The 15,392-nt window shown below is 47.8% G+C and carries 7 protein-coding genes and 1 riboswitch; all 7 genes read right to left on the reverse strand.

What is annotated here, in order from left to right:
- On the reverse strand, positions 1 to 876 hold an 876-nt coding region (locus IJ369_RS00030), incomplete at its 3' end, for a hypothetical protein (protein ID WP_290714455.1).
- 35 nt (positions 877 to 911) lie between these two features.
- Positions 912 to 995: riboswitch (cyclic di-GMP riboswitch) on the reverse strand.
- Between the two features lie 259 nt (positions 996 to 1,254).
- The gene (locus tag IJ369_RS00035) at positions 1,255 to 2,847 is read right to left on the reverse strand and encodes an S-layer homology domain-containing protein (protein WP_290714458.1); all 1,593 of its coding nucleotides are present in this window, start codon (positions 2,845 to 2,847) and stop codon (positions 1,255 to 1,257) included.
- A 2-nt stretch (positions 2,848 to 2,849) separates the two neighbouring features.
- Positions 2,850 to 4,661 (reverse strand): CHASE2 domain-containing protein, encoded by a 1,812-nt coding sequence (locus tag IJ369_RS00040; protein ID WP_290714461.1) that lies wholly within the window; start codon positions 4,659 to 4,661, stop codon positions 2,850 to 2,852.
- A 27-nt stretch (positions 4,662 to 4,688) separates the two neighbouring features.
- The gene (locus IJ369_RS00045; RefSeq protein WP_290714464.1) at positions 4,689 to 9,932 is read right to left on the reverse strand and encodes a FecR domain-containing protein; all 5,244 of its coding nucleotides are present in this window, start codon (positions 9,930 to 9,932) and stop codon (positions 4,689 to 4,691) included.
- An 18-nt stretch (positions 9,933 to 9,950) separates the two neighbouring features.
- The gene (locus tag IJ369_RS00050) at positions 9,951 to 11,405 is read right to left on the reverse strand and encodes an HD domain-containing phosphohydrolase (protein ID WP_290714468.1); all 1,455 of its coding nucleotides are present in this window, start codon (positions 11,403 to 11,405) and stop codon (positions 9,951 to 9,953) included.
- Entirely contained in the window at positions 11,402 to 12,217 is an 816-nt protein-coding gene (locus IJ369_RS00055; RefSeq protein WP_290714471.1) for an MBL fold metallo-hydrolase, read from the reverse strand. The genes IJ369_RS00050 and IJ369_RS00055 overlap by 4 nt, the downstream gene beginning before the upstream one ends.
- A 206-nt stretch (positions 12,218 to 12,423) precedes the next feature.
- Positions 12,424 to 15,045: a thioester domain-containing protein gene (locus IJ369_RS00060; protein ID WP_290714475.1), complete on the reverse strand. Its 2,622-nt coding sequence runs from the start codon at positions 15,043 to 15,045 to the stop codon at positions 12,424 to 12,426.
- Positions 15,046 to 15,392 lie beyond the last annotated feature (347 nt).

Below are 15,392 nucleotides of genomic sequence, written 5' to 3' on the forward strand. Positions count from 1 at the left end.
ACTCCAGTAATAATTGAACCCTTCATCTTCTCGGTTAACAGGCTCACCATTTTCATCTATAAGTTCGGAACTCCCTGTTTGCACAATCACACCGCCAACAATCACTTCAACTTCACGAGGAGTTTCTGTTGTTTCTGTGTAATTCCATTCCGTATCATTTTCACCTTCAGGCACATCACCTTCTACAACAGGTTCAGAAGCTTCACCGTCACTGCCAACAAAGATGTCTTTACCATCTTCTGTCTTACCATCAGGAGTAGCATTTTCACCAATTACGGGAATTGTAACATCTTTGCCTTCTTTTACTTCTGTTTTTGTTTCTTCGCCTTGCTGAACGCCATCTGTTTCTACCCAGTCACCATCAGCATCATAATCACTTTCTACTGTTGTTTCCACATCGCTCTGTACACTTTCTGTTGCTGTCTGGCTATTTTCAGTCTGAACATTTTCCTTCACAACAGTAGAAGACCCATCTGCATTTTGTGTTGTTGTTGTCAGAGTATTGTCTGTTGTTGTACTCTGACTGAGCACTGTGCTTTCAGATGCATCGCTGCTGTCGTCCGCTGCAGGTTCATTCTTCGTTACAGTCACTTTGATTTCGCTGCCCTCATAAGAAGTAGACTGGTTGCCGTTCGTTTCACTCCAGGACGTATTGGTCTGTGTTGTTGCTTCACTGGTATTTCCAGATGTCACTGTACTACCAGAAGTTTCTGTTTTCACAGGTGTATCCGGATTCGTAGGTGCGGGTGCAGAAACCTGTGTAGGTGCAGAATCAACACCATCTTCTGCAAATGCAACCACAGGCACAGAACTCATTGTTACCGCTGCTGCCAGGGCCATCGCCATCATTCTTCTTGTTTGTTTTTCTTTTGCCATAAATATCCCCCTCCCAAAAATTTCATGAAGGAACATTTGGCGGCCGGGCTGGCATGACTTTTGTTTTAGCCCCCATAGCTTTGCGTCCTGCAGTTTCCTGCAGTTTGCCATTATCAGTTATTCCAGGATCATCCTTATTATATCACCCAAAAGTTACGAAATCACCACTTTTTTCATTCGTTTTTTAATTTTTTATAACTTTTTTGCTCCAGGCGTTTTTTATGGGTATTTTTTACCAATTTAGGCTCTAATATTATGCCAAATACACAGACATTTGACTTTATTCAAATGGAATATCTTAAAAAAAAAATAAATTTTTGTTTATTTTTCTTTTCGTCAAAAAAGGCCCCTCTTCGAGGGCCTTTCCTGAATATTGATTTATTTTACATTCTGCAGATATTTCATAAAGATCTGGGAAACTTCTGCTCTGGTAGCTGTCGCCTTAGGTGCCAGCAGGTTGCCGTCTCTGCCGCTGACGATACCATTGCTGTAAGCCCAGTTAGCCGCACCCACAGCCCAGCTTTCGATCTGGTTATAGTCATTGAAACCCTCCACTGTCTTGTTTCCGCTGACAGTGATATCTTTATCCATATATACTGCTAGATTGCGGAGCATCACCAGCATTTCCTGGCGGTTGATGTTCTTATCGGGATAGAACTTGCCATCATCAGAACCGCTGGCAATACCGTTGTCCTTCGCCCACTGTACATATTTTGCATAGTACATATCCTGTTTCACGTCACCGAATTCACAGCCATTGTTTGCAATGGTTTCGCCCTGGGCTTCGCAGATACGGCCCACAACCGTCACAAACATGCCTCTTGTCATATTCATGTTGGGGGAGAAGGTCTTATCGCCCGTACCGGAAATAAGGCCTCTTTCCTGCATGAACATAACAGCCTTGAAGAACCAGTCTGTCTGTTTCACATCCTTGAATACGGATGCACCGTCACCGTCGGATGCTGCCTTGCCCAGCGCATCATAAACGGAATATACCAGACCTGCAAAGGGGTCTGTGATATACAGAGTACCATTCAGCACAGCCAGACCGCTGGGCTGAGTGGGATATACGGAATGGGCAGGGTCTGTATTCTGCACCACTGTGGAAACCACGCCGTTCTGGATCTTACGCACGGCGCTGTTGCCGCTGTCTGCCACATAAACCACACCATTCTGCACCAGAATGCCCATGGGTTCTGCGAACTGGGCCTGTTTTGCTGCGCCGTCCTGATAGCCGCCTTCATAAATGCCTTCGGATTCCAGATAATAACCTGCTGTGCCGGCGAAAGTAGTTACCTTGCCGTCTTCGATCTTACGGATTCTCTGGTTACCTGTATCGCATACATACAAAGCACCGTTGTACCAGTCGATGCCTGTAGGCTGGTTGAAGGCTGCATCGGCTGCGCTGCCATCCTTATAACCTTCCGCACCGCTACCGGCTACTGTTGTTACCATACCCACTGTATTGACCTTACGGATGCGGTTATTCTGGGTATCACAAACATACAGGTTGCCTTCATCATCTGTGGTGATGCCCGTAGGGCCGTTGAATTCTGCCTGAATGCTTTCCGCATCCTTATAACCTGCATCGCCGCTGCCTACGATGGTATAAACCTTATGGTCGCTGATATAACGAACTACGTTGAATTCCGTATCGGTCACCGCAAAGCCGTTCAGGTAAGGGGTGATATCGTAAGGGTCACCATAGTAAGCGTTTTCGTTACTGCCATCGTAATAATAACTCATGGCATCGCCGTAAATATCTTCCACGGCACTCTTGCCGCTGTAAAGGCTTGCTTCGCCGTCCACGATCTGATAAATAACATTGTCACTTCTGTCTGTCACCAGCAGAACACCATCAGCATTATAGATGCCCACAGGTTCGCTCAGGATCGTCACGCTGGCGAATGCTGTCTGGCAGGTGCCGAAAAGCATCAGCAGGCTCATGGAAAGTGCTAAAAACTTTTTCATACTCATTCCTCCATCAGGCCATCCACACGCAGAATTTCAAAGCCTGCAGATTTGCCCTTCAATTTGATACTGTCGCCCAAAGAAGTTACCCTGATGCGCCCTTCCAGCGCATCTGCCACCGCACGGCTGATCAGGATCTGACCGCCGGGGGCGTTGGATTCCAGTCTTGCCGCCGTATTGACCGTATCGCCAATGGCGGTATAGTCCATACGGATGGATGCGCCGATATTGCCGACAACCGCCTGTCCGCAGTGTACCCCGATACCAAACTGTACCGTTCTGCCGAACTGTTCCTGCAGTTCGTCGCTGAGGGCCTTACTGCCCTCCACCATATCCAGCGCTGTTTTTACTGCTTTATAAATATAATCCTCCTGAGGCAGGGGTGCATTGAAGATCGCCATGGTGGCGTCCCCCACGAATTTATCCAGAGTACCGCCGTTCTGCATGATACATCTGGATGTCAGGTCAAGATAGCGATTCAGGATTTCTACCACCTGAGGAGGTGTCAGCAGTTCCGACATGGGGGTGAACCCGCGGATATCCACGAAAAGACAGGCGATATCTGTCAGTTTGCCGCCCAGTTCCAGAGCGTCCTTATTTTTCAGCAGTTCATTTACGACCTCAGGGGCTACGTAATGCTTGAATGTATTGGTGATCTGTCGCCGTTCCTTTGCCGCTTTCAGGTAGTTGTATGCCATCAGTGCCACGTAGATAATCGTGGAGAACAATGGAATCCATAATACGTGGAGCAGATAGCCATTGCTGTAAGCCAGCTTGGCAATGGCCAGATAGCCGCCGGCTGCCGCCACCCAAAGGGCGGTGCTGACCTTGATTTTCTGCTTATAGGAAAACAGCACCAGCAGGAAGGCCACCACAAACAGTGCCGCCAGCTGGGGCACATCGGAAACTTCCTTCACGAACTGCCCCCGCAACAGGGCATCCACCACGTTGGCCTGATATTCCACCCCATACATGACTTCCGAATGGTCGATGGAAGTGGTCACATGATCCATCAGCCCTGTGGCGTAAGGCCCAATCAGGACGATGGAATCTGCGAAGATCTCCGCAGGGATATTGCCGTTCATCAGATCAGAAAAAGAAAAATCATCATAGTATGCGCCGGGCTTGCCGCTGAAGGGCACATACCAGCGATAGCGCTCATCGGCAGGCGGGTTCGCATCCGCTTCCATGCCGAAATGGGCGCAATATTTTGCATAAAGCTCATAGGCGAAACTGTTCACCTGTCTGCCATCAGACAAATCAATTGCCCAAATGGCGTGGCGCATGATGCCGTCGGCGTCATACATGGCGTTGATATGCCCTTGCGTCGTCACTTCCTGCAACGCAGGGAAAGGCTCGTCGTAGCTTTCTACGTAATAATCATCCATGTAAAAGGTGCCGTCGGCTTCCGTCACCAGCTCACTGGCGAAATTGGCCGCGCTGGCAGTGACGACGTTATCATATTTCCCCAGGGCTTCCACCAGAGCCGCGTCCTCCCCTTCTTCCGTCAGGCCTGCATAGAGCACATCGACACCGATAGCGGCGGGCTTGCAGTCAGGGTTTTGATTCAGCATCTCGACCGCCTGGGCCATATAGCTTCTGCCCCATGTCTGGAAGGGACCAAGCTCTTCCAGGGAATAGGCATCGATGCCGATGACGAATATATTTCCATCCAGCGCCCTTTCCTGTTGATAAAAGCTATCATTGGCGGTGTTATCCGCCTGATAGAGCAGCCCGGAGGCGGCAATGCCCGTCATCAGGGTCGCCGCCAGAAGGGCGCTTAAAATGCGTTTTGTTTCAAGTAAGTGTTTCATGGGATTACCTCTGTTTCAGGGTAAAATTTATTCAGGAACTACCAATGTATAGTAACCATCTGCTGCCGTTGTAGATACTGTATAAGTAGTATGCGCAGGATTGATGACATTCGCCGCAGTCGTTGCCCGAACAACAACACCAACTCCCGGTGCCACATCCAGACCAGCCCAGTTAGATGTTTCAGAGTACAATGCATAGGCATTGCCAATGCCTGTATTCGCATCAAATGCCTCGGATTCTGCTGTGATAGTACCGCTGTCGATCCTTACTGTACCACTCTGATGATAGATCGCAATCGTCTTATTATTTTCGTTATAAGTCGTATAACCTGTTGCCGTGATTGCTGTACCGTCAATAATCAGTGTCGCATCTCCGCTCACCTGAACGCCCCTTTCTTTAGCATTGCTACCAGTTACAGTGATGGAACCGCCGGACAATGTAGCAGTACCGCCATCCAGATCTACTGCACCATAACCAGTCGTTCTAGACTGGAAGGAACCGCCTGTCATATTGAATGTACCTGCGCTCATGGAAACACCTGGCATCAGGTCTGTCCAGATCGTACCGGCTGTCATCGTCAGCGCACCGGTATTAGAGACACCAATACCGCCACTATAGCCATTTCTTGCTTCAACCATTGTCCCCTCCAGATTGGTTGCACCAATGTTTTCAATACCAACCGCTCTTGCTGCTTTTACATTGATCGTGCCACCCTCGGCATTCATGGTACCAGCGCTGCCATTTAATACACCAACGCCATAACCGTTAACATTCATAGTGCCGCTTTCAAGGTCAAATGTGCCGAAGTTTTCAATACCTTTTACATTTTCGCCGCTGTCAGCATTTACTGTAATGGTGCCGCCGCTGATATTCAGCGTACCTTTATTGCTGATACCCAGATCGCTGTTAACTGTGATCGTACCTGCGGTCATTGTAACAGTATTCCCTGCTTCATTATTGACTGCAACTGCAGGAGAATCCACATCATCGCCGTTTGCATCTGTGTATACATAACTGATACCATCTGTCATGGTAATATTCGTACCTTTCAGGTTCAGCGCCGCACCGGTTCCGTTTGTCATATATGCACTGTAAGCGATAGAAGTTTCTTCTGTAACACCTTCCGGTGCACCTGCTGCAGACATTGTGATCTTACCTGCATTCAGGTTGACTGTGCCGCTGTTCTGGATACCTGTTGTGTAAACAACATTCATCGTACCGCCATCCATATCAAAGGAACCTGTATTATTCACGCCTACAACGCCGTGAGGCACATCGATGGTACCGCCGGCCAATGTCAGGTCTGTATAGTTATTGATTAAATAGGTGCTGCCATCCCACTGGCTGCCTGTTGTAATACTGCCGGTCGTACCTTTGATCACCAGACCGGAAGAAGTAGATGTTGCCAGTGTTGCAGGCAGAGCCAGACTGTATGTACCCAGGTCAATAGTCAGATCAGAAGATGTGCCGTTGCCAACGCCTGCAGGCATAGAATATGCTGTCACTTCTTCTTCCGTAGGGTCGATGCTTTCCGCCAAAGTGATGATCTGTGCTTCACTGCTGCCGTTAAAGGCGTTTACCGCTGCCACGAACTGTTCCCATGTATTTACGACTGTATTGGGAACAGCCTTTTCCAGTTTGAAATATGTTGTATCATATTCAGAATATGTATAACCCGTTTCGTCATTATCTCCTGTCACCAGCAGATCTTCATATTCCAGAGCCGTTACAGTCGTGCCGCTCAGTGTCATGATATCTGTAGAGGATACATATACCCCCTGACCATAATTTACGCTGACTGCGCCGCTGGTCAGATCCAGTTTGCCGCCGCCCGCATAAACCGCACAGTTCAGGCTGTAGGTTGTATCTCCGCTTTCTCTGACTGTACCGCCGTCCAGAGTGATTTTGGTGTTATTGCCGTAGATACCATAGTTCACAGAAGAATTGCTGCTGCCAACCAGAATGATCTCGCCGCCGGTCATTTCTACGGTGCCTTCTTCACTGGTAATCCCCTTGGAAGGAACATTATTCAGCTGGATCGTACCGCCGGTCATTTCTACAGTACCATAATTATTCACGATACCGTTCCCCTGATCGCTTACGTTGATCCTTGCTGTGCCGCCAAAGGCCAGTTCAGGTGCTGTGCCGCCTTCTTCGCCCATCATGATGCCGGTAGAGTCACCAACACTCTGATTGATAGCACCGCCGGTCACTTCCGCTGTGGAGCCATTGGAAAGTACGATGGCTTTACTGTAAGTTGCTGTAGTAGTCTGGTTGATGGCACCACCTGTCATGCTGAGGGAACCGCCGCTGCCGATGGATACCCCTGTTGCGCTGGGCTGTGTCACATTGATGACACCGCCGCTGATGATAACATCACCGACACTCTTCACTGCATTGGCACCGGTTGTTTCCAGTGTACCGTCTTCCAGTTCAAAAGTACCTTCGCCGCTGATCAGAGGATCGATCGTACCTGTCACCATACCGCCGGAACCACTGTCTGTGATCTTCAGGCTGCCACGGTCTGCCACAAACAGCTGATTCTGCAGTGTCAGCGTATTGCCCGCCAGATCGATGGTCAGGGTCGATGCTGTATTTTCAATTCTGGAATCACCATAGGCTTCAATATCTGCCAGAGTGATTTCAATATCATTTTCCAGTGTCAGAGTGGAATCATCCATACCTAAGTTGAACTGCTTAATTGCAGTCAGGATATCCCTTGCATTGGTAACTGGTCCACTGGCACTGCCTTCGTTTCCGTACATATCCATGAAATATACTTCATATATAGTATCTACAGTCTCTTCTCTTCGGCCAGTTTCAGGATCCTCTGTAGCAATTACATTTTTCTCAGGACCAGGATCAAGAGTATCCATCATAGTAATCATAGGCTGAATCAGGTGATCTTCCCCATCGCCGCTGAAATTGATCCCTTCAAAGGCTTCAACCACTGCGCCATTTTCATAAATTTTCGTTGAGAATGCACTGCCGCCCCATGTGATGCTTGCGCCGATGGGTCTGATCACATTGGGAACGATTGTTGTACCGGATTCCCGCAGAACCACAGCGATTGCCTCGCCATTGGCTCTGATTCTGCCATCCGCCAGTTCCAGTGTGCCATTGGAAGCATAAATACCTGTGTTATCACCGCTGGCACTGATGGAAACAGTTCCGTCTGTCTTCAGTTCGCCGCTGGTGGAAACAGCAATGGCATCTTTTGCAGTATCTCGCACCGCGATCGTGCCGCCGCTCAGTTTAGCTGTGTCATTATTCAAAACACCTGTACCGCAGGTATTCACTATGATCGTACCGCTGGTCATATAAAATGTACCATCGGTCACACGAACACCACAAACCGTATTTTCATTTTCCAGACCATTCACTTCGATCGTGCCGCCTGTCATGGTCAGTTCTGCATCTGCAGCTGCCAGCTGGATCGCATTCAACTGCTCCATAACGATCGTCTGAGCATCTGATACATCAATGATGATTGTTGCGCTGCCGCCGATGGTCGCTGTGCCGCCAGCAGCATCATAATATGCTTCAATATCTCTGTCAGCGGATGCAGAGGAAACCGTCATCTGGCCGCCTGTCATGCTGAACGTACCGCCTTTATTGCCAATCAGCACGCCTTCATCGGTGAAGGTGCCGCCTGTGATATTCAGTTCCGCACCGGATGCAATGCTGATGCTGCCTTCCATCAGCTCTGTTCTTCCGTGATAGGTGAAGGTACCGCCTGTGATATCCATTTCACCATTGTTCTGTATCCAGTTTCCGTTAAAACCTTCATTATCGGTCATTGCGCCGCCACTGATCGTCATCGTGTCGTTATTTACGATTACATGGGAAACCGTACCACCGCTGATGGTCGCTGTACCATTATTGGTGACAGGCCACGTTACCGTACCGTCCTGCATCCGGAAAGTACCGCTGTTCTGTACTGCACCAGTGGGATCACCATCACTCTCAGCGAAACGATCAAATGTACCGCCGTTCAGTGTATATGTCCCCTGATTATAAACACCGTTATAGCCGCCGGGCATCTGGATCTGACCTGCCAGATGGGTCAGAGTGCCATAGTTCTGAACGATGTCTTTGGAGGTTGTCCAGTTTTCGAAATCATAAGCGGTGATATACCCGTCCACATTGGTGATGGTCAGATTACCATGATTCACCAGAGGCTGAGGAATGCTCAGACCATATTCCTGCAGATTCAGAGTCAGAGAAGCGCCGTTATCTTCTACTTCCGGCATTGTTGTTACCCCTGTATCAGGTTCGATATCTGCCGCCAGTCTGATTTCTGTATCCACCGTGCCGCCGTTAAATTCTGTCAGGGCTGCAACGAATTTCTGCCAGTCTGTTACTGTGATGACATTCGTCGGCTCTGCCACAGAACCACCGCCGCCACCGCCGCCGGAGGATGCTTCTTCTTCAAAATAAGGATCTACGTCCTCAGGCAGAACCTGATTTTCCACGGCTTCTTCAATTTCTGCCGCCTTTTCTTCCGCCGCCTGTTCGTCTTCTGCCAGTTTTTCCTCGGCATTATCTACGATTTCTTCCACATCCAGATCAGTTTCCGCCTCGATGCGTTCCTGCAGAACAGGATCTTCCGCCACTTCTGTTGCACAGTTGCCGCAGACTGTGTGTTCATCCAGTTCCTTCACGATGATTTCCACCTGTTCGCCTGTCAGTGCCATTGCTTCCTGATCGATCAGGGAAGTTGCCATGGTGCCTGCTGTCAGCACTTCAGACTTGGTCAGATGCAGCTCGGGATGTTCCGCAAAGACCTCAATGCGGCCTGTCAGGAGATGGATCTCAGAAACTCGGGGGTTGATGACACGGACACAGCCGCTTGTGCCTCGGATCCCCGTTGTCATCGTAGAAGTTTTGATGTGGAAGGACTCGCCGCCGCTGAGTTTTTCCTTCACATTAAAGAAAATATTGCCGCTGGAAAGATACAGGGTCAGTTTCTGGCCTGTTTTCTGCACACTTACCACAGAATTAGCGTCCAGTTTGGCTACCTTCGTATTATCCAGACTGATCCAGGCGTAGCTTTTTGCCCCTGTTTTGAGTTTATACCCGTTATAGAGCTTCATATTGGATGTCTGTTTCACCTTTTTGCCTGTGGCGTTGGTCACCGCCACAGTTCCCTGCGTTTTCGCCAGTCGCATAGTAGTCGCTGTATTGTTTGCCGCAAAGGCTGTTGCGGGCAATAAGCTTACCACCATGGCAAGGGTCAGCAGGAGTGTCAGTATTTTTTTCAGTCTCATTGTTTCGCCCTTCTTCCTTTATTCTTCCTCTTCCCAAGCTTTGCTTTCTTCAAATAACTTCAAAATCTCGCCGTCCAGCTCTCCGAATTTCACCATATCCTCCAGCACGAACATGGCCTTTGGCACAGGCATGGGTGGTTTATAAGGACGATCTCTCGCCGTCAGGGCATCAAAGATGTCCAGAATGGACAGCAGTCTCACTTCTTTTTCTATGTCATCCTGACTGAGGTGTCTGGGATAACCCTTACCGTTCAGCAGTTCATGATGGGAGGAAGCCCAGCGGGTCACGCCGCTGTACTGCTTCGGGAAATGTACCTCGTTCAGGAATTTTTCCGTCATTTCCACATGGCTCTGCATGATCTTTCTTTCCCCGTCGCTGAGGGTGCCCTTGCGGATAGACATGCAGGTCAGCTCTTCCTCTGTCAGCCATGTTTTTTCCACGCCATCCGTATCTGTAAAGGTCAGCGCGGCGATCTTTTTTATCTTTTCTAAGGTTTCATCTGGCAGAAAGCCTGCTTTGTTTGCAGAAAGGATAAGTTCTCTGCTTTCCGCCAGCTGCGCCCGTTTTTCTTCCAACTCTGTTTTTGTCAGCTTCCCTCTGGCAAAGGCCAGCTCGTCCAAAAGGGCGATCTTTTCCAGCCGGTATTCCACATCTTTCTGACGCTTGCCCAGCCGAGTCTCCTTATCCATCACATCCAGGGGGATGACCAGCTTGCCAATATCGTGGAGCCATACCGCCATCAGGAATTCCTTCTCCTGCTGCTCCGTAAACTGCCAATCGCCGTTCTTTCTCCGCAGATAATTGATGAATCGCTTGCCGTATCTTACCATATTTTTCGTATGGTTCGCATTATAGGGGGTGCGGGCATCGATAGCCGTAGACATGACGCGAACAAAGGAATCCAGCAATTCCATGATTTCCACGGAGTGCTTTCTGTTCGTCAGGCAGATAGCCGTCTGAGATGCAAGGGAAGCGATGACCTTTTCATAGCCCTTCTCAAAGGGAATGGTATTGCCCCCTTCATCCTGGGCATTGATCAGCTGCAGCACACCGATGACATCTCCATTGTCATCCTCCATGGGTACCACCAGCATGGACTGGGTATGATAGCCCGTCATTTTGTCATAATTTTTCGGCCCGGAAAAATCGTAATACTCATTATGTTCATATACATCAGCGATATTGATGAGTTTTTTCTCCATAGCGCTGCAGGCGCAGACATGGCTGCGTTTCATGGGCACAGGAGGCAGATCCACAGGGTCATTTTTACCGCCCTTGTAAAAATGCATGGATCTGGTGATCATGATGTGAAAGCGCAGGCTTTCCCCATCGTAGATATACAGGGTGCCGCCGTCACAGGAGGTCATTTCCATGGCTTCCCGCAAAATCAGCCCCAGCAGCTTATCGCCGTCTTTTTCTCTGGAGAGGGCAATGCCGATCTCCAGCAGCTTGTCTATTCGGATCTCGTTCATAGGGTTATCTCCATACCTTCCCTGGCAAGATATACGTTGTTATCTAATTCCGTCAGTTTTTTCTGTAAGTTGTCTAAGATTTCATCTGTACTGTCGATCTCATGATGGGCCAGCAGCAGCTTTTTCACCCCCGCCGCCTCCTTCAGCTTCAGGGCCTCCAGCCATGTGGAATGGCCCCAGCCTGCCTTCTGGGGGTAGCTTTCCGGGGAATAGGTGCTGTCGTAAATCAGAACATCACATTCCTTCGCAAATGCCGCCAATTCCGCGCTGGCTTCGGGGGAGTGCTCAAAATCCAGAGCATAAACCACGGACTTTCCGCCCCATTCCACCCGATAAAGGGTACATGTATTGGGATGATGGGAACGCATGGTTTTCACCAGAACGTCCTCGCCGATGGAGAATGTCTCCCCGCAGGTGATATCCCGATAGTCGATATCTGCCTGCCAGATATCGATGCCGATGGGCCAATAGGGCGGGCGCAGGAAATTCTGCAGCTGTTCTTTTGTGGTCATGCCGCCGCGCTTTTCGCTATAGACATGGATGGATTTTCCCTTCGTGAACAAGGGGCGCCAGAAGGCCATCCCCTGGATATGATCCATGTGCATATGACTCAGGAGCAGATGACATTCTTTTGCATCCGCCAGCAGCGCCGTGCTGCTCAAAATACCCGTGCCGGCATCGAAAAGGATCTCCGTATCCCCTGCCTGCAGATAAAAACAGGAGGTAGCGCTGCCATATTTCAAACAGGCCTTGTCGCTGCAGGGCATAGAGCCGCGGCAGCCCAAAACCGTCAGTTTATTTTTTTCTTCCATTTGATTCGCCTTCTTTACGCTTTTTCATTCACTGCGTCTCTGCAAGGGGCGCAAATATCCATATTAATGTAAGCATATCATATTTCATATCACGTTTCATATAAAGAAAACAAAAAATCCCACTTCTTGCAGAATATTTAGCGAATTTTCGCAAAAAGAACCCCCGGCTGTAAAAGCCGGGGGAATGTTTGAACCTTATTCCATTTTTAATTTTCTTTTCTCTTTCTCAGTCCGAAGAGACCAGCCAAAGCTGCAAACATGCCGCCTGCTGCGCCAATGATATGGTTGTTGTCAGCCGTAGCTGCGATGATCTCGTCTTCATCGCCTGCCACGATGCCGTCGTCTTCTTCATCTGCTGCGTTTTCATCTTCATCGCCAGCTACCAGACCTTCGTCATCATCGTCATCGTCGCCTGCTACGCCGTCATCATCGTCGTCGCCAAATACATCGTCATCATCGTCGTCGCCAAATACATCGTCATCATCGTCGTCATCGTCGCCGTTGTTACCACCGCCGCCGTTGTCGTCGTCTTTATCATTCCATGTTTTTCTCCAGGAACGAGTTGCCTTCATTGTGCCTTCTTCTACATTGAAAGTCAGATCGATACTTGCACCAACATCAACGGTTTTTTTACCTTCAGCAATGCCTACAAAAGTCTGAGAATTTTCATAACCATCCACTGCAGAATAAATGTAAACACCCTGTTCCAGATACTGTACGCCCTCCAGTTTCAAATCAAAGTCGATATCGGAATTTTCAGCCAACTTCATACCAGACAATGTATAGTTGCCTTCTTCATCTGGTGTTAAGCCATCCTTGCCACCAATTTTTGCAGAAGTGACCACAGTATTATTTGCATCGACTACTTTTACTACCAGATCATCATTTTCACCAGGTGTAACTACTAATGCAAATTTTAAAGAAACATTGTAAACATCATTTGTATCATCATCATCTGTATTATCCGTTAAAGCTTCGCCATTATCGCCTGTCGCTTTATCACCAACAACAAAGTCCAATTCTTTAATAAAATTGTCCCTTGTAATGACATCCGTTTCTTCTCCTTTATCATAAAGGCCCATCAGATATTTAGCCATTTTTTCAACTCTTTCGGCTTCGCCTTCATCTGCTGTTCCTCTTTCACGGCCGCCATAAGACAGTACCGCGTTTTCATAGCCATTACCATATTTCCAGATTGCCATCTGAGTTGCAGCCTGTGCTTCCCCTTCTGTCAGTGCATCAATCTGTGCATCCGTCATACCTGTTACACTTTCACCAGCCGCCTTTAAGTTCGCTCTGATTGCTTCCATACTACCTAATTTAGGTACAGGATTCCCTTCTTTATCTGTTACGCCTTCTTCATATCCTACAGTACCCCAATAACCATTTTTGGCAATGGCGCGGATATGGTCTGCATCAGAGATATAGCCATTTTCTTCTGTACGATCTGTGTTGTAATAGTCTGCATCTTCCAGATTTTCAATAGAATACCAATGACCACTAGCTGTACCTGTGCTATGGTCTACACAATATCCGGAGAAAACGGGTCCTGTCATTGTTTTTTCAGTGCTGCCAACTTCACCTTCTTCTAAAGGATTTTCTTCTGTAACAGGATTTCCTTCAGAGTCCACTTCTACTTCTACTACATCGGACATTACAAACTGGAGAACATCCGAATAATCTGTAAGTGTAGTACCATCCTCATTCGTAGCAACAACTTTCAGGTTGATGCTACTATCTTCCGCCCAGCCAACATATGCAACATCTGCCCCTTCAGGTTTATTCTCTCCGGTCTTAACAGCATAGAGATATCTATCGTGATTATATTCGTTATTGGCCAAGTCTTGTTTAGTCCCACTATAATCCCAATCAGGCTGAATAGGAATCATTTTTGCATCTTCACCAATGATTTCAATCACATTACCATCTTTATCTTTCACAGTGCCATCACCGTTAAAGATTTCGATTTTTTCATTTTCTGCTGTTACAGTAACTTCACGACCTGTTTCAATTTCTGTGTAGTCCCATTCGCCATCGGATTTATCGCTATCACCTGTGCTGGAAATCAGTACATCTCTATCTACAGTTGTTACTGTTTCCATTACAACTTCGCCCGTTGTTTCATCAATCACATAAGCGCCTTCTGCATCTTTCTTAGGCTGTGTTACAACGGTTGTTGTTGTTGTCACGCGTTTTCCTGTTTCATCTGTGCTGACTTCTTTATAAACAGTTGTTTTTACTTCTACATTCTGATCATTCACTTTCACAGTTTCTGTCGTAGTTGTACCGCCACTGGAAGGCAGTGTAGGCACACCAACTGCATGCACATTAACATCCTCAGGATCTTCTACTGTACTTTCTACAACTTCTGTACCTTCTTCAGAACCATCAGTACTTTCCCAGACACCATTGTTATAATCCACAGTTTCTTCCCATGTGATATCTGTATCTGTTGTAACACCATTTGCATCAACTGCATTGCTGTCTGTTACAACTTTTTCGTTTGTATTTTCCAGATTGCCTTCGGCATTTGTTTCAGTTGTTACAGTTTCTGTCACTGTACTATCAACAGATGCACCTGTTTCATTATCCTGACCCTGTGTTTCTGTTGTAGTCTTATCCACAGTTTCCGTATTGCCAGCTTCATTTGTTGTAGTTTCAGTAGGAGATACCGTTACTTTTACTATAGGATCTGCCACAGTACCTTCGCCACTTGTTGTAACAGTTTCGCTTTCTTCCGCAAATGCAACTACGGGTACAGAACTCATTGTTACCGCTGCTGCCAGGGCCATCGCCATCATTCTTCTTGTTTGTTTCGCCTTTGCCATGTTTTTTTCCTCCCCTCAGATATTTCGAAAAAGTGAAGTAAATTCTCCCTTTACTCTTTTTTCTCATGGTGGACATGTGTCCACGATTCCTTTTTAAGGATACCATGAATCGCGGTCTTTTGCAATGTGCAGGTTGCCATCATTTTTTCATGAAATCCAGAAAATGTCATAAAATACAGGTTCCCAAAATATCGGTTACAGCAATCCTGCACAATATTTTTCAAATGTAACTCTTGTAACTTCTACTGTCCACAAAAATCCCCGTTTTTCTGTAGCGGAAAAAGCACCAGTCTTTGTCCTTCCAGGTCTTCTCCGTGCAGCTCCACCGCCGTGATCCCCTTCCCATC

Origin of the sequence: Anaerotignum sp. (assembly GCF_017483025.1) — a bacterium.
Lineage (GTDB): Bacteria > Bacillota > Clostridia > Lachnospirales > Anaerotignaceae > Anaerotignum_A.